Origin of the sequence: Leptospira wolffii serovar Khorat str. Khorat-H2 (genome assembly GCF_000306115.2) — a bacterium.
Classification (GTDB): domain Bacteria; phylum Spirochaetota; class Leptospiria; order Leptospirales; family Leptospiraceae; genus Leptospira_B; species Leptospira_B wolffii.
The window spans coordinates 32,808-56,293 of the sequence record NZ_AKWX02000020.1; the positions used below are offsets into that span (position 1 = coordinate 32,808).

22 protein-coding genes are annotated in these 23,486 nt (G+C 45.8%); 10 read left to right on the plus strand and 12 right to left on the minus strand.

The genetic code is table 11. The annotated features are described in order from the left end of the window. Positions 1–15: 15 nt before the first annotated feature. Positions 16–351: an STAS domain-containing protein gene (locus tag LEP1GSC061_RS13375; RefSeq protein ID WP_040509148.1), complete on the minus strand. Its 336-nt coding sequence runs from the start codon at positions 349–351 to the stop codon at positions 16–18. A 180-nt stretch (positions 352–531) separates the two neighbouring features. Continuing rightward, the gene (locus LEP1GSC061_RS13380; protein WP_016546533.1) at positions 532–1,116 is read right to left on the minus strand and encodes a tyrosine-type recombinase/integrase; all 585 of its coding nucleotides are present in this window, start codon (positions 1,114–1,116) and stop codon (positions 532–534) included. A 262-nt stretch (positions 1,117–1,378) separates the two neighbouring features. Between LEP1GSC061_RS13380 and LEP1GSC061_RS13385 the strand changes: the two genes are divergently transcribed. Further along, positions 1,379–2,473 (plus strand): hypothetical protein, encoded by a 1,095-nt coding sequence (locus tag LEP1GSC061_RS13385; RefSeq protein ID WP_016546289.1) that lies wholly within the window; start codon positions 1,379–1,381, stop codon positions 2,471–2,473. Between the two features lie 67 nt (positions 2,474–2,540). On the opposite strand, the gene LEP1GSC061_RS13390 is transcribed toward LEP1GSC061_RS13385, so the two are convergent. From LEP1GSC061_RS13390 to LEP1GSC061_RS13400, 3 genes are all read right to left on the minus strand, one after another. Then, positions 2,541–3,104 carry a hypothetical protein gene (locus LEP1GSC061_RS13390; RefSeq protein ID WP_016545972.1) on the minus strand — a complete coding sequence of 188 codons (564 nt, stop codon included), beginning with the start codon at positions 3,102–3,104 and terminating at the stop codon, positions 2,541–2,543. 82 nt (positions 3,105–3,186) lie between these two features. Further along, on the minus strand, positions 3,187–5,640 hold the full coding sequence (locus LEP1GSC061_RS13395) for an ATP-binding protein (RefSeq protein ID WP_016545998.1): 2,454 nt from the start codon (positions 5,638–5,640) through the stop codon (positions 3,187–3,189). Between the two features lie 189 nt (positions 5,641–5,829). Then, entirely contained in the window at positions 5,830–6,261 is a 432-nt protein-coding gene (locus tag LEP1GSC061_RS13400; protein WP_016546756.1) for an SET domain-containing protein, read from the minus strand. A 383-nt stretch (positions 6,262–6,644) separates the two neighbouring features. On the opposite strand from LEP1GSC061_RS13400, the gene LEP1GSC061_RS13405 reads away from it, so the two are divergent. The 4 genes from LEP1GSC061_RS13405 to LEP1GSC061_RS13420 all read left to right on the plus strand — a co-directional run bounded on the left by LEP1GSC061_RS13405 (position 6,645) and on the right by LEP1GSC061_RS13420 (position 9,111). Next, positions 6,645–7,127, plus strand: coding sequence for an RNA pyrophosphohydrolase (locus LEP1GSC061_RS13405; protein ID WP_016546242.1), 483 nt, complete (start codon positions 6,645–6,647; stop codon positions 7,125–7,127). After that, on the plus strand, positions 7,124–7,570 hold the full coding sequence (locus LEP1GSC061_RS13410; protein ID WP_016546359.1) for a globin domain-containing protein: 447 nt from the start codon (positions 7,124–7,126) through the stop codon (positions 7,568–7,570). Before LEP1GSC061_RS13405 ends, LEP1GSC061_RS13410 begins: the two co-directional genes overlap by 4 nt. A 22-nt stretch (positions 7,571–7,592) precedes the next feature. Continuing rightward, a complete protein-coding gene (locus LEP1GSC061_RS13415) occupies positions 7,593–7,880 on the plus strand; it encodes an acylphosphatase (protein WP_016546638.1) in 288 nt (95 codons plus the stop codon). Positions 7,881–7,995: 115 nt separating this feature from the next. Then, positions 7,996–9,111 carry a hypothetical protein gene (locus tag LEP1GSC061_RS13420; RefSeq protein ID WP_016546750.1) on the plus strand — a complete coding sequence of 372 codons (1,116 nt, stop codon included), beginning with the start codon at positions 7,996–7,998 and terminating at the stop codon, positions 9,109–9,111. Positions 9,112–9,117: 6 nt separating this feature from the next. On the opposite strand, the gene LEP1GSC061_RS13425 is transcribed toward LEP1GSC061_RS13420, so the two are convergent. Then, positions 9,118–10,398, minus strand: coding sequence for an MFS transporter (locus LEP1GSC061_RS13425; RefSeq protein WP_016546735.1), 1,281 nt, complete (start codon positions 10,396–10,398; stop codon positions 9,118–9,120). 179 nt (positions 10,399–10,577) lie between these two features. Between LEP1GSC061_RS13425 and LEP1GSC061_RS13430 the strand changes: the two genes are divergently transcribed. From LEP1GSC061_RS13430 to LEP1GSC061_RS13440, 3 genes are all read left to right on the plus strand, one after another. Then, positions 10,578–12,509, plus strand: coding sequence for a gamma-glutamyltransferase family protein (locus LEP1GSC061_RS13430; protein ID WP_016546024.1), 1,932 nt, complete (start codon positions 10,578–10,580; stop codon positions 12,507–12,509). A gap of 97 nt (positions 12,510–12,606) precedes the next feature. Beyond that, positions 12,607–13,626, plus strand: coding sequence for an aldo/keto reductase (locus LEP1GSC061_RS13435; RefSeq protein WP_016546138.1), 1,020 nt, complete (start codon positions 12,607–12,609; stop codon positions 13,624–13,626). 125 nt (positions 13,627–13,751) lie between these two features. Next, positions 13,752–14,459, plus strand: a complete 708-nt coding sequence (locus LEP1GSC061_RS13440) for a hypothetical protein (protein WP_016545980.1) — start codon at positions 13,752–13,754, stop codon at positions 14,457–14,459. A 71-nt stretch (positions 14,460–14,530) separates the two neighbouring features. On the opposite strand, the gene LEP1GSC061_RS13445 is transcribed toward LEP1GSC061_RS13440, so the two are convergent. The 5 genes from LEP1GSC061_RS13445 to LEP1GSC061_RS13465 form a co-directional block, all read right to left on the minus strand. Continuing rightward, positions 14,531–15,235, minus strand: coding sequence for a DUF4136 domain-containing protein (locus LEP1GSC061_RS13445; RefSeq protein WP_016546660.1), 705 nt, complete (start codon positions 15,233–15,235; stop codon positions 14,531–14,533). 82 nt (positions 15,236–15,317) lie between these two features. Next, positions 15,318–16,004, minus strand: coding sequence for a potassium channel family protein (locus tag LEP1GSC061_RS13450; protein WP_016546150.1), 687 nt, complete (start codon positions 16,002–16,004; stop codon positions 15,318–15,320). Positions 16,005–16,013: 9 nt separating this feature from the next. Then, positions 16,014–17,810, minus strand: a complete 1,797-nt coding sequence (locus LEP1GSC061_RS13455; protein ID WP_016546084.1) for a TrkH family potassium uptake protein — start codon at positions 17,808–17,810, stop codon at positions 16,014–16,016. 5 nt (positions 17,811–17,815) lie between these two features. Next, positions 17,816–18,592: a hypothetical protein gene (locus tag LEP1GSC061_RS13460; RefSeq protein ID WP_016546447.1), complete on the minus strand. Its 777-nt coding sequence runs from the start codon at positions 18,590–18,592 to the stop codon at positions 17,816–17,818. Positions 18,593–18,606: 14 nt separating this feature from the next. Continuing rightward, the gene (locus LEP1GSC061_RS13465) at positions 18,607–19,932 is read right to left on the minus strand and encodes an amidohydrolase family protein (protein ID WP_016546330.1); all 1,326 of its coding nucleotides are present in this window, start codon (positions 19,930–19,932) and stop codon (positions 18,607–18,609) included. A gap of 98 nt (positions 19,933–20,030) precedes the next feature. Here LEP1GSC061_RS13465 and LEP1GSC061_RS13470 point away from each other — a divergent pair, with 98 nt between their 5' ends. Both LEP1GSC061_RS13470 and gmd read left to right on the plus strand, forming a co-directional pair. After that, entirely contained in the window at positions 20,031–21,395 is a 1,365-nt protein-coding gene (locus LEP1GSC061_RS13470; protein WP_016546677.1) for an MATE family efflux transporter, read from the plus strand. Positions 21,396–21,517: 122 nt separating this feature from the next. Beyond that, a complete protein-coding gene (gene gmd, locus LEP1GSC061_RS13475) occupies positions 21,518–22,540 on the plus strand; it encodes a GDP-mannose 4,6-dehydratase (RefSeq protein ID WP_016546625.1) in 1,023 nt (340 codons plus the stop codon). A 62-nt stretch (positions 22,541–22,602) separates the two neighbouring features. On the opposite strand, the gene LEP1GSC061_RS13480 is transcribed toward gmd, so the two are convergent. Continuing rightward, entirely contained in the window at positions 22,603–23,484 is an 882-nt protein-coding gene (locus LEP1GSC061_RS13480) for an LIC_13355 family lipoprotein (RefSeq protein WP_016546023.1), read from the minus strand. Positions 23,485–23,486 lie beyond the last annotated feature (2 nt).

Below are 23,486 nucleotides of genomic sequence, written 5' to 3' on the forward strand. Positions count from 1 at the left end.
AAGGCCCCCTTTCGATTATTTTAAAGTAGCGAGGGCTTCTTGTTCCGTCTCGTAAACTTCGAACAAGTCCAATAACTCTACGACGTCGAAAACTTTTTTCACGTTAGGAGTAATGCTGCAAAGTTTCAACTTACGGTTTTGTTTTTCCAATTCGCGGACCATACCTACGAAGATACGAATCCCGGAAGAAGATATATAAGAGATGTTTTGCAGATTGATAACGATATCACCCTGACCGGCTTGGACGTCGTCCAGAAGCTTTGCTTCTACCTCGTCGGAGTGAGTGATATCCAGCCTGCCGTCTAATTGTACGAGGGTATGTTTCCCTACTTTTTTAGTCTTTATTTCCAAGCGAGGCTCCAAAGCGACGATCCTTAAGATCAATTTCCGACAAAGAAAATTTCCTTTTTTAGAATTAAAAGGGGAACGGAAAGTTCGCCGTAGACTAAAATAGTTAGGAAATGGGGTTTTACAAGAATTTTTTCCGGTTCCCATTTATAGTAACATCCGGAACCGGAAAATCTTTACCACTTAAGCCGCCGATCCTTGGATTTCTTCCAAAGGAAAAATCTTAGCCTTGGATTCCCGATCCAAAACCCCCACTAATTCTCTCAGGGATTTCTTCGAGGACAAACCCAACCTTTCCCGGATACTTTCCGGATCCCAACCCGCCTCGAATAAGTGGGCTGCTAAGGTCCTCCTAAGACCGACCACGCTTACTTCTATGCCGGTCAATTCTCCTAACTTAGAAAACATCTTTTGGACCGTCCGAGGATGGATTCTACCTTTCCTACCGGCACAGAGGAATTCCTCAGCCGTCTTTCCCTGGGCGGCAAACCAGAGGTCCCTTCTTAGGCTGATCGGAATCTCCGGGTTCCTGGAACTTAATTTGTGGGAACTATGGATTCGAATCCGGTTGGATTCCCAATCCAAATCCGCGACCCTCAACTCCACCAATTCGGAGATCTGCAATCCGAAAGAATAGATAAGCCGGAGCCATAAATAATGATTTTCGTTGGTTCTGGCGGCGTTCAGTAGGACACCGACCTCCTCTTTAGTGAATACTTTCTCCGATTTCAGGGAGCCCTCTTGGACACCGATCGTTTTATACTTCATGCAAATACCCTAATGTGATTTATCTTTTTTCCGGGAAGTTAAGAATATTAGGCAAATTGCATAGAATAATTTACCTTTTCGAAGATGGATAGACCGGAATATTGGTTATCTGAAAATGAATGAATGGAACACATATTCCTGAAATTCCGGACAGGGCCCCATTCTGTCGCATCCATAAGCATTTAGGACGGGAATTAGGCTACGATCTAAATCGTCATAAAAATGTTATCCGATCTTAACGTCTTCGGGTTTGGATACGAATATGAAACATTTCTGGAAGGCGGCTAAATTCGCTCTCTTCTGCCAACTCCCTAATCCTCCCCAGGTCCAAGAGACCGAAATTCGGATCCTTGCGGGAGATTCCGAAATCCCTGCCATTTTATATACTCCTAACGGCACGTCTTCGGGAACCATCCTGGCGGTAAACGGACTCGCCTATTTAGGGAACCGCGATCCTAGATTCGCCGCGGTCTGCAAGGCGGCCTCTGCGGTCGGATTTACGGTGATATCTCCCCTTCTTAAAGAAGTCACAGAATTCAAGATCCGACATGAAACGATCGGTAGAATCAAAGAGATGATTCGATCCGTTTCCTCCGATCGTAAATATTGTCCGGAAGGAAAGCTCGCCTACTTAGCTCCTTCTTTTTCGGGAAGCATGGGACTCGTTGCCGCAGCCGATCCGGAAATCGGAAAACGAATCTCCTCCATTCTCACCATCGGAGCTTACTGCGACGTGGAAACCACCCTCGATTACGTGATGACGTCGGAAGAAGGGGACGAATATGGAAGAATCATACTACTTTATAATTTTATAAAGTTATATCTGAAAGAAGAAAATTCGGAGCTGGAAGACGCGCTAAAGGCCTGCGTTTTGGACGGAAGCTTTTCCAGAGAAACTTTGGAACTTCCGAAAGTGCTGGAAAGAATCCAACCGAAAAATCGAGAACTATTCGAAAGGCTGAGAGAGGACAAACCGTTCCGTACGGAAGTTTGGAAACAAATCGTTCAAAATGCGGGTAAGGAAAGTTCCTTTTTAACCCAGCTCCAAGTAAAAGACAAACTCTCTCTTTTAAGCTCTCCCGTATCCATCGTACATGGAATCGGAGATAATGTGGTTCCCTCCCAAGAAGCGGTCGCGATGCGGGACGGTCTGCCTAGAAAGTCCTCCAAGTTAGTACTGACTCCCCTCATCTCTCACGGAGACGTGGGGATCTCTATCGCTCAAGTGCCCGCTATCGTGGACCTGATCAACGGTTTCGCCTTCTTCTTTAAGCATGCGGATAAGAACCGAAACTCGGGATTAGCGAAAGAAGACTGCGAAGAAGAGGAAGGATCCAAGGTCCTTCACCCGACCTGATCTTTTCGAAAAAAATCGAAAGCGAACCAGTTTAGGGACTTTAACGGATTTACCTCCTCGAAGATAGCTACTTAGTCGGAGCGTATCTCAAGTTAAAAAGAGAGTCGCCGATAGCCTCCTTTACGGATTCATAATCGTCGTACAAGTATATCGTGTAAAGGTCGGGGGACTTCTTTTTATGAATGGCGGTGATAATGGAATATTTGAATCCTTTTCCGAAATCGGAAGTCGCATCCACGAAGAAATTGGCACCCCAGTCCGCATTCTGTATTTTCACGAATTCTTCGGTTAATTCTTTGCTTTGGATTTTATCCATGCACTGACAAACGTTTGCAGCCGTGGTCAACGCCTGCTTTTTATATAATTCTATCGCTTCGAAATCGACTCCTTCCACCTTAGGAGCCGGAAGACCGATAAAATATCTTATCTCTAATTTTTTCGTTTTATGCCGAATGGCATAATCGTAATGGAGATTCGGGTTCTCCTTCACTTTTACGGGCTGAAAATTCTTGCTATGCTCGAATTCGATATTATAGTCCGCTAATATTTTCTCGAACTTCTCACCTTTCCAGGCGTAAGCGGAAACGATAGGTATGAATACGATTAAAAGGATTTTATAAGCGAATTTCATTCAGGATCTCCCGGTTTCGAATTTTGCGAAAGAATCCGAAATTTGAAAGTCATAAATCTTCCCTCGCGGAAAGAAATCCGGCTCAGACCTTCTTGGTATAAAGCAGGCCGATCAGGTCCCGGATTTTATAAGGTTTTTCGATCGTGTCCTTGATTCCTAAAGCGAGAAGTCTGTCTTTTTCTTCCTGACCGATTTCCGTTCCGGAAACCACCGTCTTCAATTCCGGATTTTCCAGTTTGATTCTTTCCAAAAACGAAAAAAGGGAAGGATTCGGAAAATCCAGATCCAATACGAAAAGCCCTATGGATGACCGGAATTTTTGCAATAATTCCGAGACCTTCTCGAATTCGTTCACAGCGATCGCCCTAATTCCGGAATCCTCCACTTGGTCGCGGACCAAATCGGATAGATACGGCTCTTCCTCCAGGACGAGTAAAACCGTTTCCACATTCGATCCGGACATCTTTCCTGTTTCCTCTTTTTCGAAGGAGAAGATCTTACGGGACGCCGTGGGAAAGAAGAGTCGAACGTTAGTTCCCCTTCCTATTTCGGATCCGATTTGAATGATTCCCTCGTGACTTTGGATGATTCCGTATACCATAGACATTCCCAATCCGCTTCCTTGGGATCTGGACTTCGTGGTAAAGAAAGGCTCGAAGACTCTTTTTTTCGTCTCCTCATTCATCCCTTCTCCATTATCCGAAATCTCCAGACAGATATACTCCGCCGGTTCGGACAAAGGATACGAGCTCTTGATGGATTTTCCCTCCACCAAAAATGCGCGGAGTAAAATTCTTCCTCCGTTGGGAAGTGCGTCCCTTGAGTTAATGCACAGATTGATGAGTACCTGCTCCAATTGTGAATAGTCCCCCACTATTTCAGGGAGCCCGAGTGATATCTCCTTTTGGAAGGAAATCTCCTTGGGAAAAGTAGGTACGAGTAAGGAAAGAGTGTCCTCCACTAAGCGATCGATGGAAATGGATTTGAAACCTCCTCCTCCTTTTCTAGCCAAGGAAAGAAGTCTTCTCACTATCGTAGCCCCTCTTCCGGCCGCAGCGTTAATGGACCGGGAGGCATCCAGAAGAGAATCCGATTTGCGACTTTCCAGCTCCATGCGAGTCGCGTAACCCGATATGATTTGCAGAATATTATTAAAGTCGTGAGCGATTCCTCCTGCAAGAGTTCCTATCGTTTCCAACTTTTTGGATTCGATCAATTGGCTTTCCAATTTTCTTCGGAGAGTGTCGTCCAAGATGTAACCCCGAATCGACCCGATCTTACCTTCGCGATCCCTGCTCACAAAATAATTTCCGGTAGTATGAAGGGGAGAACCGTTCTTGTTTAAGAAAAATTCCTCATGAGACTCCAAACGAGAAGCGGTATCTATCTTTTTAAGAAGAAGAGAGTAATCGTCGTAAGAAGGAAATAAATCCGCAAGATTCTTTTCGATCGCTTCGGATTGGGTATCGAAACCGAACATTCTCAGGAAGGAAGCGTTTACTGCGAGCAGATTTCCCTCGGCGTCCGCTATGAAATTCGCGGATAGATTTTCCTCGAAGAATTTCCTGTATTGCTCCCGATCGAAAATAAGTCTTGCCTCGACTCTTCTTCTTTTTCTAAGCTCCGTCCCCGTATCCGATGTGGCTCTTCCGGTCATAAGCGCAATAAAGCAGAGTAACGCTAGATTCAGAAAGAAAACGAGAGTCTGTCCGTCTTTGGACCATCTTAAGAATTGTGCGCCTCCTAAGATCGCGGGCAGTATCAAAGTGAATATCTGGACCCAGATATTCGCCGCAAGAGCCAAAATCACGCCATATCTCAAAGCCGCCCATAATACGAATAGTCCGAAAGCGAACCAATATTCCAAAGACGGCATATACCATCCCAGGACGGCGCTTATCAGAAAGCCCCCGACTATCTCCACATAATGTTTGGTCTTAAGATTCAGAAAACGAATCCTATCCCAAGCCCTTTCCTTATCCGAAACGGATCCGTTCGTCCTAGACCAACCTTTTTCCTCCATCCAAGGAGTGAACCAGAGTAGAATGGGCGCCGCGATTCCCAAAGTATCGAATAGGGTCGCCACGGTTCCCTGCATCACAGAGATCGGAAAATCGTTCCAAGATATGTCTGCGGTTACGAGAAGCCCCAAAGAGACCAAGAGTCCGTTACAAACGGAGGCAGGAGCGGCGACTAAGAAAACGAAGCGAGACGTTTCCCTCAAATCGGGTAACCAAGGCTTTCCCTTTTTCCATTTCGTGAAGACGAACCAAGATATCCCGACCGCCAGGACTTCCCAGAGCGCATATACCGGATAATTATCCACGTCATGCAGGCCCCAACGACTCGCATAAATAAGAGCGTTGGCGTACATTGCCGGCAATACCCTAGCGGGTCCCCACCAAAAACAAAGAACGATACCGACCGGAATGGGAAGATAACAGATGGAGACTCCCGTTCCAACCGTAAAGGTCAGGGAAAGTCGAGTCGCCAAATGGAAAATAGGTAAAGGAAGGGCCCAGGTCCATAGAGGCAAAGATTTGCTTTCTAGATAAGGAACCTTCTTCTTATCTTTTATGTCTGATGCGGAACCCAGAGAGAAGCCTCGGTTCCATTATTCGCAGTCGTTTTTTCGAAATCCAGCCTTTGATCGGTGTGATCGGAAAATAAATCGTTTCCAATCATAGAAAGGGGTCGAGTCCTACGGGATAAGTTGGGTCTCGGATTAGTTCCTTTCCAAGGGGGAAATATCCACATGGATCCAGTATTCGTCGCCGTAATCGAAGAATAGCTCCTCTCCGGCCTTGATTTTACGAAGTACTTCGAATCTAGCGGTCTTCCAGCGGGTGGAAGTCACAAGCTTAACGTTCGGCTTGGTACTATGATTAATATAGCGGGTATAATTGGATTCCTTACCTTCTCCGTAGATCCAATGGTCCTTGCAGATCCAGAGTAGATACTTGGACTCGCAGTATTTAGGAGAATTAGCCGACTTGTCGTTCAAGACACGTCCGGTATAATAGCCTACTGTATCCCCTTTGATGAGATCCTGCTTGGGAAAGAGTCCCATTCCGATTCCGGGAATTTTAGATTCTTTGATTTCAAAATCCTTTTCGGCAAAAACTTTGGGGCTTCGAACTCTAGATCTGACCTGCATCTTCGGAAACGGTCCTCCTAAAAAGGCGGGAATATTAATCCAAAGAATCTTTCGCCCAATCTTTGTCTATCCGCAAATCATTTCCGCTATGATTCCGCAAAACTTCTAGAACAAGACCTTACATTCTTCTTAAATCTAGTTAAGCAAGGTAGGTTCATAAATTCATTTCATATCTTTATGATGTGTTCTTCGTTACTAAAGGCCTAACGCTTCTTCTTATAACGTTTCTAAATGAGAATCAGTCTTGGGAAAAGGACATTTTCCTTCTCCTTCAACCATCAAGCCGTCGCGTTACTTGGAAACGCATACCGAACTTCAAGTTTTGGAGGACGGATACAGAATGAGCTTGTCCCAAGGGAGAACCGTAAGGACACTTTCCAAAGATGGATAAACCTTATAGAAAAAACGTGGGGATGGTGGTCTTTAACTCCAAAGGCGAAGTATTGGTAGGAGAAAGGCATAATTTCAAGGGCTCCTGGCAGTTTCCCCAAGGTGGAATCGACGAGGGAGAAGAACCCCTTCCGGCGGCTAAAAGAGAACTCTACGAAGAAGTGGGGATCTCCGATTCCAAGCTCGTTTCCGAATATCCGGAATGGATCCATTATGATTTTCCCGAGAGCTTGCATCTTACATCGAATCTAAAGAAGTATAAAGGCCAAACCCAGAAATGGTTCCTACTCTATTGGAACGGGAAGGCGGAAGATTGCGACTTAGAGATACACGAAAGAGAATTCGATTCCGTGCGCTTCATTCCTTTTCAAGACTGTCTTTCGACCGTGGTCTCCTTTAAAAGGGACGTGTATGAAAAATTAGTCTCCGAATTCGCACCCAAGATCAAAGAATATATTCTGCAAATAAAACCATGAACGACCCCGGTATCTATACTCCTCCCGGCGGCCCTCCTCCGGCCGACCCGAAATTACACTCTCTCTTTTCGAGTTTAGGAGAAGATAAGATCCGAAACTTGGTTTCACTTTTCTATGCACGCATTCCTACGAGCCCCATCGCTTGGATGTTCCCCGAAAATTTGGAGGAAAGCGTGGTGAAATCAGCGGATTTTCTGGTACAAGTATTGGGAGGACCTCCCTATTACGTACAAAAATACGGTCCTCCTAGAATGAGGGCCAGGCATTTCCCCTTTCCCATAGACGAAAAGGCGAGAAGGGCCTGGTTAGCCTGCTATAAGGACGCTTTGAAAGAATGGGATACGGATCCGGAAACAAAAGAGGTCCTATGGAAGTTTTTGGTGGATTTCTCAGGATGGATGGTAAATAAAGCTTCTTCCGCCTCCGAAGACGGTATATCTTAAATTTAAGGAAATCCAAGATTTCATGGCTGCAAAGAACGAATCCAGGGCTAAAATAAGAATAAGGGGAACCGTGCAAGGAGTGGGATTCCGCTATTACGTCCTGCAAAGAGCCCAGGAATGCCGTTTGAAAGGTTATACCATGAATCTGCCGACCGGTGAGGTCGAAGTCGTTGTAGAAGGCGACAAGGTATTTATCGAAGACCTATACAAGGCAGTCCAAAGAGGTCCCTCTAAAGCGAAAGTATCCGAAGCGACGATCCAATGGGAAGATCCGAAAGGAAACTTTCGGACTTTCGAGATCAAACGTTAAATCGACTAACGCGAATTCTTCTCCCATTCTCACGAATATAATTCGAGAACGGGAGGCTTTTCCCGTTTCGTAAATTTTACTGACGAAACTTTTATACGACGAAAGAGTGACCTTTATGCGCGCGAAGATAAATAGGAAAAAAAATTTTCTCGTTTCGCTCGTATCAGGGATTCGACGCGGCCTTCTATTATTCTGTATCCTTTTTCAAATTCCCATATTCTCGGTTACGCCCGTCCCGGCGTCCTCACTCGGTCCGCTTTTCGCCGTCCAAGAAGACCAAGGCATTCTTAGACTCGTATCCGTTTCTCCCGCCAATGGAAAAACCGGCCTGATTTACACGGGAGCCCAGGACAAGGGGATTCCAGTCTTCAGAAAACAAAATTTTATAATATTCAAAACTTCCAAAGAATTGAATCTATTGAATCTTAGTACGGGAAAAACCAAGGCTATCAAAGGAAGCTCCGACGCATTTCCGGGAAACTCCGGATTTTTAAGGGACAAGTCCTTATTATTATTCTCCAGAAAGAATGCGGATCGCTGGGAAACCGTACTCTACGATTACGAAAAAGACAAGGAACTGAAATCCCTCCCCGGCTCTCAACCGTTCGTTTCTCCGGATCAAAAGAGCGTGCTTCTAGTCGGAAACGAAGTCTTATATTCCGAAAGGGGAGAAGAATCTTTCCGGGTTCCCATTCATAAATTCCATTTCGATACAAATCAAATCAGCACTCTTGCCTGGATAGAAACCGATCATAAAAAAATCCAGATCACCGACGTATATGCCTTAGCGGAAGATACCGTCTTGGTGAGAATTGCGACCGAAAAAGAAAACCGACTCTATAAACTCCAGACTCAAAATGGAGATTTAGTAAAACTGAATCTTCCGTTTTATCCTTCCGTGTCCGGAGCGGACACCAAAGAGCAGGTAAATATCAGCTTCGGTCCCGAAGGAAAGATCGTCACATTTACGGAAAGGGCAGAAGGTAAACTCGGAAATATCGTGGTCGTGGATCTAAAGACCAAGCAAAGATACGATTCCTCTTTCGTAGGTTGCTTTCCCGTGGTTAAAAACGGACTTGTATACTTCCTGGGAGATCCGGATTTCGTAAAGGCCTCTAAGGACCAGGACTATCGCAGTTACGGAAGTTACACTTTGTACGAGTTGGATTATCGTAAAGATAAGATCCGCGCGGTAGCTCCTCTCTCCGGAAAAGCGGAACTGTTAGAATAGCCTAACTCAAGTCGCAAGTTCCGCGTCACTAGAAAACTTCTCTTCCTTCCCCGCCGTCGAAATCGCGAAGATCGAAAATGCAGTGGCCACACATAAACCTCCAGCGAGTAAAAACGCGGAATCGTAATGACCCTGCAAAGATCTGAGATAACCGGCTCCGAATGCCGCAGCCGCCGCTCCAATCTGATGAAATGCGACCACCCATCCGAACATCAGTCCTACTTTTTCTCTTCCGAATACCTTGGCGGTTAAGGAGACAGTGGGAGGAACCGTGGCGATCCAGTCCAATCCGTAAAATACCGCGAATAAGGACAATTTATTGGAATCCGGATCGAAAGCAGACGGTAAGAATATAAGGGACAAACCTCGTAATCCATAATATGCGAATAACAAAATTTTATTATTTACTCTATCCGATAGCCAACCGGACCCTACCGTCCCGATAAGATCGAAAATTCCCATCATAGCCAATAATCCCGCGGCTTGCACTTCCTGGATTCCGTGATCCGAGCAAGCCGGAACCAGATGTGTTCCCACAAGTCCGTTGGTACTCGCTCCGCAAACGAAGAAACTTCCGGCGAGTAGCCAGAAATTACGGGATCGTAGTCCGGTCTTTAGTGCTTGCAAGGCTTCTATAAACGGATTGCCGGACGGCGCCGAAAGGATTTCTTCTCCTTCTTTCGCTCCGTACGGAAGTAATCCGCTTTTCTTGGGAGAATCCTTCATGAGAAAAACGACTGTCGGTATGAGTACGCCTAAAACCGCGGCCACAGTAAACACCGCGTTTCTCCATCCCTCCTTTTCCGTAAGAGAAGCTAAAAAAGGTAAAAATACGATTTGTCCGGTCGCCGTACTCGCGGTCAAAATTCCCATGAGTAATCCTCTGTGAGAAACGAACCAACGATTGACTACGGTTGCACCCAAGACCAAAGCCGCCATTCCAGAACCGAAGCCCACCATCACGCCCCAGAGGAGAACAAGCTGCCAATTCGTTCGCATAATCGTAGTTAATAGGATTCCCGTAATGAGAAGAATAAGCGCTAAAAGCATGATACGTTTCAGGCCGAAGCGATTCATGAGTCCCGCCGCAAACGGCCCGACTAGTCCGTATAATAAAAGATTCACGGATACTGCGAAGGAGATGCCCGAACGGTCCCAACCGAACTCCTTTTCCAAAGGTAGAATGAGAATCCCCGGCATGGAGCGCACTCCCGCGGCTACGATTAAAGTGAAGAATGTGACGATCAATACGATCCAAGCATAATGGAAGGGAAAACGTCGGAACAATGGAAACCTCTGAGAAAAATAATAGGAAACGGAGAAGAAGTTTTCTTGTTCTTTTCGACTCTTTCCGATCGGGAAATGTGCGAACTATACCTGAGTTCGAACTAGAACCCGGCAAAAAAACCTTGCGAGCTATCCTAAGCCCTAATAGAAAGTTTTCCCTGTAAACAAAGGAAACTAGAATGAAGAGAATCAGACGAATCATCAATTACGTACTTTTGGGAATTTTTGCGATCGGGGTCGTGCTCTTCCTACTCTACCAAGCTTTTTCCCGTCCCGGAGAGATCCTTCCCTTTAACGATCCTTACCATCAGTCTAGAACCTCCGCCTCGGGATCGAGTGTGATGGTAGCAAGCGGTCATCCCTCGGCGACTCAGGTCGCATTGGAAATCTTGGAGAACGGCGGAAATGCTGCCGATGCGGGAATCGCAGCGTTACTCGTGTTGAACGTGGTCCAGGGAGAGGAAGCTTCCTTTCCGGGAGTCGCTCCCCTTCTTTATTATAATCAAACGGACAAAAAGGTTTCAAGTTATATCGGAGTGGGAACCGCCCCCGCAAAGGCTACGATAGAATATTTCAAATCCAGAGGATACGATTCCATTCCCACTCTGAAATACTCCTCTCAATTGGTTCCCGCTTCTCCGGACGTAATCGTATCCTTACTCAAAAAATACGGCACGAAATCCTTCGAAGAACTCAGCGCCCCCGCCGCCAGAATCGCGGAAGAGGGTTTTCCTGTGCACAGAATTCTAATGAGAAACCTAAACATGGGCGTCTTAAAAAGATTAGGATTCAGTATATTAATGCCTTATAATGCGAAAGTCTATTTGGGAGATAAATGGTGGAAACCCCTTTATCCAGGAGAAAAAATGCGGAGACCCGAATTGGCCGCCACATTCAAAGAGTTGGCCGAAGCGGAAACCAAAGCCAAACTCTCCGGCAAAAATCGGGAAGCCGCCTTGGACGCGGTTCGAGATTATTTTTACAAGGGACCTATAGCCGATAAGATCGCGAAGGCTCACACAGAAAACGACGGTACCATATCCAAGTCGGATCTAGAACGCTACTCTGGAGATTGGGAAGAGCCATTGAAAGGAAACTTCGGACCTTATACCATATTCTCCAACAGAACCTGGAACCAGGGAGTAGTGGTGCCTCTGGCTCTGCAAATCTTAGAAGGAATCGATCTAAAGTCCATGGGCCATAATTCTCCCGAATACGTTCATACGGTCGTCCAGGCCATAGAACTCGCGATGGCGGATAGGGATAAGTATTTCGGAGATCCGGCGTTCGTCACGGTTCCCGAAAAAGGTCTATTAAATAAAGATTATGCTTCTTCCAGGAGAAAGCTGATGCAATATCGTGCCTTCGGAAAGACTCCTCCTCCCGGCGATGCGTTTCTCTTCGAATCCCCCGCTTCGTCCAAAAGGATCGCTTATAAAGAACCGACCTCCTCCGAAAATCTCGCGCTTGCTTCGTCTTCGGGAGCGTTCCAACCTTCTTTTTGGGAAAAAACGGGAGGAGGTAAAGTGGGAAGAGATACGACCTATTTAAGTATCATAGACCGGAACGGAAACGCGCTTTCCCTAACTCCTAGCGATTTTCCGCAATCGCCTATGATTCCGGGGGACATCACTTTAGGAATCAGAATGACACAATTCCGATTGGATCCGGATCATCCGTCCGGACTCGTGCCCGGAAAAAGACCGACTATGACACCTAACGCTTCTATGGTTTTCAAAGACGGAAAATTCTGGATGAGCTATGGGACTCCGGGAGGAGACATGCAGACCCAGGCATTGGTTCAGGTTTTTCTAAATCTTACCGTATTCAAAATGGATCCCCAAGAAGCAGTGGAGGCTCCTCGCTTCCGATCCTTAAACTGGTCGGATTCTTTTTCTCCCCATAAATATTATCCGGGAAGAATCGAGCTGGAAAAAGACATCTACGGTAAGACGAGCAAAGCTCTCAAAGAAAAAGGATACGAAGTCGTGGAAAGAGATAAATGGGAATACGATTTTGGAGCTCCTTGTATTTCCTTAAAGGACCCGGTTACTGGAAAACTTATGGGGGGAGCAGATCCTAGAAAAGAATCCTGGGCCGAAGGAAGATAGCGATGAAAGGAATTTTCTCCGATTTATCGGAAATTCTTCGCACTTCCGTAGTCGTAAGAATAACGTTTTATAACAGAATATTTCCAAGGGAGATTGCATGAAAAAGAGAAGACTCGGTAAAAGCGGCATGGTGGTTTCCGAAATCTGCATGGGCACGATGACCTTCGGATCCTCTTGCGACGAAAAAGAGGCTCACCGAATTTTGGATCGAGCCTTCGACGCAGGAATCGATTTTTACGATACCGCCGAGATTTATCCTGTTCCTCCAGAGGCTCAATACGTACATGAAACGGAGCGTATCTTCGGAAAATGGCTGAAAACCAGAAAGAGGGAATCCGTCTTAATCGCAACCAAGGTCTGCGGTCCCGGACATGGTTGGTTCTCTCCTCCGGTTCGAGAAGGAAAGACCGCTTTAGATAGACGTAATATAAGAACGGCTATCGAAGGAAGTCTGCAAAGATTAGGAACCGATTATGTGGACTTGTACCAGACTCATTGGCCGGATAACGATTTCGGTTACGAAGAGACTTTGGAAGCGTTGACCGAGCTGATCGACGAAGGAAAAGTCCGCTACATAGGTAGCAGCAACGAAACCGCATGGGGAACAATGAAAAGCCAAGCCGTGGCGGAAAAATACCGTCTGGCACGTTACGAATCCATACAGAATAATTTCAGTATCCTGAATCGAAGATTCGAGGACGCGCTTTCGGATATTTGTCGGAGGGAAGGAATCAGTCTTTTACCGTATTCTCCTCTGGCCGGCGGAGTTTTAACCGGTAAATACAATAGCTCCGCTCTTCCGGAAAACGCCAGATTCAGTCGTTATGCGAAACTTCCTACGGAACGCCAGAGAAGAATGGCCAATCGCTTTCTAAACGAAGGAACTCTCGCTTCCACAAGAGAGCTCATGGAAATCGCCAAGGAAGCCGGAATAAGCGTAACCACTATGTCCGTCGCTTGGTCCAAGCAACACGATTACGTAGCATCGACGATCATAGGAGCGAATACCGTAGAACAACTGGAAGAGAGCCTAAAGGCTAGCGACCTCATTCTTCCCGACGAAATATTAAAGAAGATAGACGAGGTTTCGAAAAAAATACCCTATCCGATGGGATAAATCTTCCAAGAATTTGTCGCTCTTCGCCATTTCCCATATATATTGACATAACGAGAGGCTCAATGCCCCTAATCAGAAAAGGGGCTTCGCTCGAAACTTATGATTTTCCTAGCAGGCAAAAGACTATGAAAAAAATTTTAGCAATCGCAATTTTAACATTCCTAACTACAAACTGTGTTCATCATGCTCCTGGAGTCGGTGAAATCAAAATCATACGTGACGATTTCAAACAAAACACTTTCGTTCGCTTAAAACTTCGCCATGATACACAAGAATCCACACCTTCCGGATTTTTGGGGCTTTCCGAAACTTCGGTGGCAGCAGCTTACTTTGAGTATTCGAGAGAAATCACCGCTTCGGGAATTACCCCCACCTCTTGCGAATTCTTTTTCGGAGTGCCGGCTTCCGATCCGAACTTATCCGCTAAGGCATTTCTAAAAATAAACGAGAAACTATTTCCAATCGAACTCATGGATATCAAAGGAGATCTCCATTCCGGAACCAGTACCACTACAACCACGACTGGTGGATACGGATATAATCAGCCTGCAGCGACCGGAGGAGCTAACTTCGGCACGGGTAATACAGGATTTAATCAACCGAATGCGGGATTTCCTCAACACAGCCAAGGGAGAACGGTTACGACCACTAGCTCTTACACTTATAAAATACAAAGAGCGAGAATCCAATTTACCAGAGAAATGGAGCGTCTTATTTTGCCCGCAGAGACTCTAATATACCGCATTTATTATGGGGAAAAATTCTATACTTTCGAAATTTCCTCGGATGATCTGGATACGTTGAAAGATTTTTTGGTGAGTAAGGGACAGTAACATATACGGAAAAATGCAACTATGCTCGGAGGACGGCCTAATCCTGCGTAAGATTGGAAAAGACTGAACGATCACTCCTCCTTCCAGACTTCTTCTTCCGAAACCACGACGGATTTCTCTCCGGAGAAATCCGGGAAATTCTTAAAAAAACTCGTAATCAGATAAGGAACCACATCGAATAAGGGCCCGGATCTACCCTCGCCTTCCACATTCGCTTTCAATAATAAACTAGAAGGTAAGCCTCTGTATCTTCTTCCGTCGTAGATCTCTATCTTAAAAATCACGTCGTAAAAAGTTTCGTCATAGTAACTCTTGGAATTTCCCCGATAAGAATCCGAATAATTATAGTATCCGTATAGACTTCCGAAACCCCCGCCGATTCCTCCTAAAATCGGAACGTTACGGAATCTATTGGAAACTCCTCCGTAGGAATGATAACGCATTCCTCTACGTGAAGTCCAACCTCCGAATGCACCCAATTCTATAATCGGATCGATTACGGTCCCTCTAGGATACACAAGAATATCATAATGTAACAATAAATCCGCTCGGCTTTCCTCCACTTCTTCGTAACCCTTTTCCATAAGCTTTCCTCGGATTAAATCCGCGTGTTCCATGATCTGGGGCTTGGGAGCTTCTCCCGTAAAAGGTAGAAAGGCGTAGGTCTTAGAATAGAGAGTCAGATTACGCGATTTAGCGATTTCCACTTGGGACTTCACCTGTAAGGGAGAGCAAGCGATCCAGAAGAGAATGCAGAAAATAAACGGAAATTTCATAACAGACTCAAGGTTTTCGACCGAAGCTTAGGTCTATTCGACTCCACTTCGGTTCCCGTTTTCCCTAAAAAAGGAGATTATCCTAACGCTTGCCTACCAACTTTTCCAGATCCTCGTTCCTACCGAAAAGCACGAGGATATCGCCCTCTAAAATCTGTAAATGAGGCGAAGGGATGCCCACTATCTCTTCCGAAGGATTCGATTTTCTGCGATTTTTCTTAGGCCTGCGAACCGTAATCAGATTCAAATTCCAATCCTCTCTGAGCTTCGCGCCGGAAACGGTTTTGCTAACTAAAAATTTAGGGGCAAGAGTTTCGAGAATTCTAAACTCGTCTCCCACAAGAGTAACCCCTTTAATACTACTATGCGAAAGTTGCTCGGCCATAGACTGAGCGGCCTGTTCCTCGGGATTGAAAAGATTTTCTATCCCCAACATATTCAGGACTCGTTTATTTAGGTCGGATTGATAACGTGCATAGATATTCGGCGCTCCGATCTTACGAAGCGCATCGGCGGTCACGATCAGATTCTCGAAATTATCGCCTATAGCCAAAACCACTGCATCCATTTCGTCCAAACCGTGCTCTTTCAATTCGGATTCGTCGGTGGAATCCATAGCGACGCAATACGTACAATATTCCTGGATACGGTCGATCTTTGTCCGATCCTGATCTACGGCCGTCACTTCCTGTCCGTCTTCATGAAGTCTCTTTACCAATTCGATTCCGAAATCACCTAAGCCTATCACCGCGATTCTTTTCTTTCTCATACGATCTTCCTATCCGACCACGACATATTCTTCAGGATACCAATAATGCCTCGGTTTCCTTTTCGGAACAAAGGCTAACAGAACGGTTAAAACTCCCACTCTACCTACGAACATCACCGCACATAAGAGCAATTTTCCCGGAGATCCGAATTGCGGAGTGATTCCTCTGGATAAGCCCGTGGTTCCGTAGGCAGATACGACTTCGTAGCATAGATCTAGAAATGGAAAACCTCCATCGAAACATACTAGAAAGAGAATCCCGGTAAATATTATAAATAAAGAAAGTACTATTGCAACCGCGGCCCTAGACAGGGAGCTTTCAGCGATCGTCCTACCGAACACATCCACTCTTTCTTTTCCGGTTAGAAATTGATAAAACTGTAACACCGCCAAGGCAAAAGTAGAGGTCTTGATCCCACCTCCGGTGGAATTCGGAGAGGCGCCCACCCACATCAGAAATAAACTAACGAAGACCATAGGAGTTCCCATTGCGGCGATATCTAGAGTATTGAAACCCGCGGTCCTGGTAGTCACCGAATAAAATAAAGAATGAAATAATCCGTCATACCAAGGCAAATCCTTCAGAGTGAAATTCCTTTCTAAAACCCAATAAGAAATCCAACCGATCAAAAGGAGAAAGCACGTAACGACCAAGATGAGTTTGGATCCCACGGAAAATCTAAATCGGTTAGCGTTACCTCGGAAACGGATCTTATTCAGCATCTGGTTTGTCGTCGGAAACCCTAGTCCTCCGAACACGATGAGAAGCATTAGAATCGAAAGAAAAGAATAAGACTCCTTTAAATAAGGATCCGCGAGTCCCTTAGGAAAAAGCGAGAATCCCGCATTACAAAAAGCGCTTATTGCGTGAAAGAGACTGTGGAAAAAAATCTCCTTTTCGGATAATCCGATTTCCCTAGGCAAAGTAACGAAGAGTAGAATCGCTCCCACGGCCTCGATCGCGAATGTTTGGTAAGCGACCTGCCTCAGAATGGATCCTGCGCGACCGATCGTCTCTTGGCTAAATAAGTCTTTGACTAATAATTTTTCGGTCACCGATACCTGACCTTCCAAGACCAAAGCGAAGAATACTGTAAGAGTCATGAGACCTAAACCGCCCAATTGGATTAATAGCACCAGAATCGTCTGACCGGTCCCCGTAAGATCGACGGAAACGTCTATTGTGCTCAGGCCGGTTACGCAAACTGCGCTCACCGCCGTAAAAAAAAGATCCACCAAAGGAATAGGCCTCGCTTCGGCCTTAGGTAGGCATAATCCCGCCGTCCCTACCAGAATAAGAAATGCGAAACTCAAGGTCATGATCAAGGAGGGGGAAATTCTTCCTAAAGAAACTCTGGCCCTTCTTAAAAAATGCGCGAGACTTCCCAATGTCAGGGTGACTTGGCTGATGGTGAGAAACAATAAGGCGACTTCTTCGGTTCGATTCTTAGAGGAAGAAATAAAGGTTTCGATTTTCTCCTCGAATAAGAACTGAAGCACTACCGCCATTACTACGAAAGCCTCCACCTTATGTAATTTCAGATAATTACGATACGTCTCCAGAGTGAATAGAAAACTCAAGATTTCGTAAATCACCAAATACCATACGACGCAAACCGTGCCGATCCGAAGCGGGTGAACCCAAGTCTCCGGATAATAGAATCCATACAATAAAACTAATATAAATAAGGATACGATTCCGGAAAGACCGAATGCGTATCTTAGAGTCGGCTTGATATACCGCTGAAAAAAAAGACAGACACGATTCCAACTTAGACCGAAATCGGGCCGATCTCGAAAAACCATATTTTTCAGAAGGAAGAACGGAATAATTCCAATTCCATTCTATATTCCAAATTGCGCGAGTAGACTCCTAGTCCGGGAATAGCGCTAGGATGAATGATTTCGGAAAGTTTGTCCGGAACAGTAGGATTCGGTGTAGGGCTCTGGGGTTGGTTCTCCAATTTCATTTTATCGTAATCTCTTAAATCCAACCATGCGTTTGTAAAAGCCAATGTGGCTGCCGCCCCGAAAACGATCCAACCTCCCTCGAAAGTTTTTTGGTATCCCGGGTTCGCCGCGCTTAAAGTACCGTAACTGAAACCTGCAGCCAAGGGCAAGGTCATGAAGAATATGATGGAAAACCTACGGAGTCTACTCTCCGTATAAGGCTCCTGGTCCTTTCCGAATTCTTCCAACTTTCTCTTTCTCTCTCTGGCTTGTTCCTGTTGCCTCTCCAAGGCTTCGGTATTGACCTCTCCTGTAATCGGATTGAACAAACCGTCGTCGTTACGATTCACCACCGGGTTAGTGGTTCTTCGAGTTCCTTGGGAACCGGTCGCGGAAGGAAGCCCGTTCTGAAAAGGAATCTGTACATTCTTAGGATTGACCAAAGGAGGTTTTTCGAACTTGGGAGGAATGGAATATTCCCTAAAACCGTCGGGAGACTTTTCATCTTTATAATTTCGTAAATTATAATCGTAAGGATCCGAGAAATCGCTCTGGGTCTGGGCAAGCAAACCGAAGGACAGAAAAAAAAGGAGAATGGCCGCCGAACTATGCGATACAGGAATCGAGAGTCGTTTCATTTTTATTTTCCGAATCACACCTTAGATCCGACTCTACCCGAAAGTATTTCCGAAGTAAAAGAAAAAGATTCCTTACGTATATGATCCAAATGGTCACCGGAAAGACCAAGCTCGCCCGCCTTTCGGTATTCTTCCCGGATATCCGTTCCGAAAATACCCGGGTCGTCGGTGGAGATGGTGAACTTCATTTTCTGAGACGCGAATTTCAGAAGCGGGTGATGCTCCTTATCCCGAACCATCCCTATATATTCGTTGGAGCTAGGGCAGGACTCTATAACCGCATTCGTGGCGCGAATTCTATCCATACAATACGCTTGGAATACCCTTGTTTCCGAGATATGTTTTTCCGTAACGGAAATTTCCACATTCTCTTTATGTCGGATCGAATCGATTTCCGACTCTATTTCCTTTCGGGAAGGAATTTCTCCGTATCGGGAAATTTCCTCCCGATTTTCGAGCTGAAAAGATAGGCTGTCCAACCTTTCGGCTACGGATTCCCGAACCGTTTTACCTGCGTAGGATCTAGGGTCCAAACCTAAGGCGATGGCATGCCCCAATCTATGGGCTCCCCATTCTGCGGCTTCCAGAACCCAGCGAGAGGCGGAAATCAGGGTCTTGTCCTGAAAAGATTCCCCCACATGATACAATACGCTCAGAGCAGTGGAAGACTGAGCCCGATTATCCTTTTGAACGCTTTCCAAAAAGGACTTTTTATCCTTAGGGGGAAATCCTTCTTCTATATAACAAAAATCTAATCCGACTAAATATTTACGTATCAAGGAATCCTTTTCCATCAATTCCTTCAAGACTTCGTATTCGCGGAAACAATCCCCGTCCCTATGTAGGGAGATGACCAAGCGAGAGACGGCCTTCCTCCCGAGTTCGGATTCCGCCTCTGCAAACCCTTCGCATGCCGCTAGGGTTTTGGAATACACTCCTTCGTAAGGTTCAGTGGGAGAATACATCAGTCTATATTCTCCACACACCACACCCTCGCGGTATTGATCCGAAGTGACTCTCTTGGAAACGAATCGAATTTCGTTCGGATCGAATTTGGATAAGGCGATGATTAGATTGAACTTGGCCTGAAACTCCGGAAAAGGACCTCTATGATTGAAGAGATATAACTTACTAAAGTCCTCTAAAGAAGAATAATCCTGGAAGAATGTTTCGGGACGAACTGCATGACCGTAATATTGTTGATATGGTTTTGTGAAAATCTCCCAACGAGGGTTCGGATTTCCCAAGCCCATCTCCCGCAAAAGCTCCGGCCTAAGACTACCGTAAAGATGATTATGTAAATCCGCGAAGCCTTGATTCTTATCCAGATCGTATTCCATAGGCTTTCCACCATCCTAAGTTTCCTATCGTTACGATAAACCGTTTTTTCCGAGAAAAAGGTTGTTGGCGAGTAGGCCCGCTCCAACCTGGAAAGCAAGTGGTCTCACTCTTCAAAAAAATACGTAGATCCTACAGACCGAGTAGATTAAACGTTAAAATACTTTCCCTCGCCTTACCGGTAGTCTTCGGAATGTTAAGCCAATCCTTAGTTTGGATCACCGATACCGTAATGGTCGGCCACCTGGGAGAAAATGCGATCGCAGCCATGGGCATAGGCGGAATCACCTATTATACTCTCGTTGCATTTCTAATCGGCTTTTCCCTAGGTATTCAGATCATCGTGGCGAGAAGATTCGGAGAAGGGAACTTTAAAGAAATCGGAAATGTGGGAGTCGCTACCGTATATATCTCCCTATCTTTCGGAGTTTTGCTTTCCTTGATAGGTGCCGCGGTATCCGGACCGGTAATGAATTCCATCGGACCGGATCCGATAGTGAACACATTAGCAAAGGATTATATTTCTTATAGATTTCTGGGGAGCGGATTCTATTTTCTGGGCTTTTGCTTTCGCGGGTTCCTGGACGGTTTAGGCCACACACGAGCGGGCTTCGTTTCCATGGCGGTAACGACCGTTTCCAATATCGTGCTAAATTGGATTTTTATCTACGGAAATTTGGGAGCCCCTGCGATGGAAATCGCGGGAGCGGGATTAGCCTCATCCTTATCCGGACTCGCAGGACTTCTCGTATTTCCTTTTTTCTTCATATACTATAAAATTCGAATTTATTTCGAAGGCGTATCCTTTTTGCCCAGTCGGAAGCATATCCTTGAGATCGTAAAAGTGGGAACTCCTCCCGGATTCGAGGAAGGCTTCGTAAACGTGGCTTTCGTGATCTTCTCCAAGATCCAAGGACTCATCTCCGTTACCGCAGTCGCAGCTTCTAATATCCTATTCTCCACTTTGAGTTTCGCATTCCTACCCGGATACGCATTCGGAGTCGCCGCGACCACGATATTAGGCCAAGCCATGGGCGCTAAGAAATTTAGATTAGCCTATCACTCCGCATTTCGTTCGGCGTTCATTTCCGCCCATGTGATGGGACTACTCGGACTCTGCTTTATTTTCTTGGGAAAATCCATCCTATCATTGATCACTACGAACGAGAATCTGATCGAAGAATGCTATCCCGCTTTAGTCCTACTCGGAATCATACAGATCGGAGACGCCTATCATATGGTCATAGGAGCTGCTCTTCGGGGAGCGGGAATGCAGAATTACGTGTTCAGGGTCTACATTCTTCTCAGCTATATAGTGATGCTACCCTCGGCTTACTTATTGGGAGTCGTTTACAAAGGTGGAACCCTAGGAATCTGGGCGGCCATTTTCATTTGGATCGGCTCCCTATCCCTGACGTTCATCTATCAATTTCGCAAGAAGAATTGGATGAAGGGAGTCGTTTAGTAGAATAGGCTCTCTTTCCGATGTAGGAGATCCTACATTCCGGGCCAAAACTAGGAAAAGGCGGAAATCCAAGGCTTAATCCTTCTTGCCCGTATAGCAAAACCGGGGTTTTTGGTTCCAGAATGAAAAAGGCGCTGATTACAGGGATTACCGGCCAGGATGGATCCTACCTAACCGAGCTTCTCTTGGAGAAAAACTACGAAGTCCACGGAATCGTAAGGAGAACAAGTTCTCTGAACCGGGACAGAATCGAACATCTCAGAGGCAATTCCCATCTTTTTCTGCATTACGGAGACCTGACTGATTCCAGCAATTTGAATCGGGTCTTGGAAAAAGTTCAACCTGACGAAATCTATAATTTGGCCGCCCAATCCCATGTGGGAGTTTCTTTTGAAGTTCCGGAATACACCGCGGAAGTAGACGCGGTAGGAACTTTACGGATCTTGGACGCGATCAAACAAACCGGAGTCAAGTCCAGATTCTACCAGGCCTCCACTTCCGAACTATACGGAAAAGTGCAGGCGGTTCCTCAAGACGAGAAAACTCCATTCTATCCCAGATCCCCTTATGCAGTCGCCAAGCTCTATGCGTATTGGGCCGTAGTGAATTATAGGGAGGGTTTCGGATTACACGCCTCCAATGGAATATTATTTAATCATGAATCTCCTCGCAGAGGAGAAGGATTCGTGACTCGAAAAATCACCCTAGGCGTGGCGGGTATAGTCACCGGAAAGGGAGGTCCCATCCATCTGGGAAATCTGGATGCGAAACGGGACTGGGGTTACGCTCCGGACTACGTCAAAATGATGTGGATGATGCTGCAACAATCGGATCCAGATGATTACGTCGTCGCGACCAATGAAACTCATACTGTCCGCGAATTCGTGGAGGAATCTTTCCGTCATCTGGATATACAGGTGGAATGGAAAGGAAAGGGCGATCAGGAAAAAGGTTATAATAAGAAGGACGGCAAACTTCTTGTGGCTGTGGATCCCTCCTTTTACAGACCCACGGAAGTGGACCTCCTAATCGGAAATCCCGAAAAAGCAAAGACCAAACTCGGATGGGAACCTAAGGTCAAGTTTAAAGAACTCGTAGAGATCATGATCAAAGCGGATTGCAAAGCGGTAGGGATCCAGATCTAATCCGCAGGATATCCCTTCTTAAAGAGCGAAGGCCCCGCATTTGAACGGGGCCTTTTTTATACCTATCTGGAAATCTTATATCTTGCGTAGACTCCGTCTATATCCGGTCCGTTGGAAATCGCTTCCTTTACAAAAACGGCATTCGTATCCGGATTCTTCCATCGATTCGAAGAGGCCGAGGAAAGTCTTAAATAAGTAAATCCGTTCGTCTTCAAATCGTTCCTTAAAGTTTCGGAACATCCGGAACCGCCGGCGCTATTACTCGCTTCGCTCAGATCGTCCAAGTTGAATCCGTCTCCTCCGGAATTGTTGAGATCGAAAACCAAAGCCGGATCGTAGCCGAAATTATTATTGGTCTCGTGAAAGAGAACAGGCATCCTTCCCGCAAAGCGAGACCAATACGCGGGATCCTTGGAATAGCTCATTTCCGGTGAAAAGGTATAATCCGGATTGAAACCGCACCAATTCGTAAGATCGTTCCCTACCTCCACGATAATCATATCCATGAAATAATTCACAGGAGAAGCGGAGACCCGAAACCCGTTTTCGAATACGATAAAATCGATTCCCGAGCCGTTTCGAATCTTATAACCGTTCCATTCCAAGACCACGTAATCGTTGGGCGGAGTGGAAGTGCTATTGTACTGCAAGGAAAAGACGTCCGTTCCGCCTCCGGTCATACCGCCCCCAAAGACTCCGTTGATTAGTTTATTCTTATCTTGAAATCCGGAACCGGTATGTCCCGGAGCGTCAGTAACCGTATCCGCAAGCCATGTGCCTTCCTGGACGCTCGGTCCCGGATCCACCGGAGGGGTCGAATTATCCGAAGACGGCTGCAGTAAGGCAAACAGCGCTTCCGTGTCCGATTTGGATGTGCCTTCTCCGCAATTCATATGCGAAAAAAGGAATATTAGAATAGAAATCGATACGATTCTATTTTTCATGC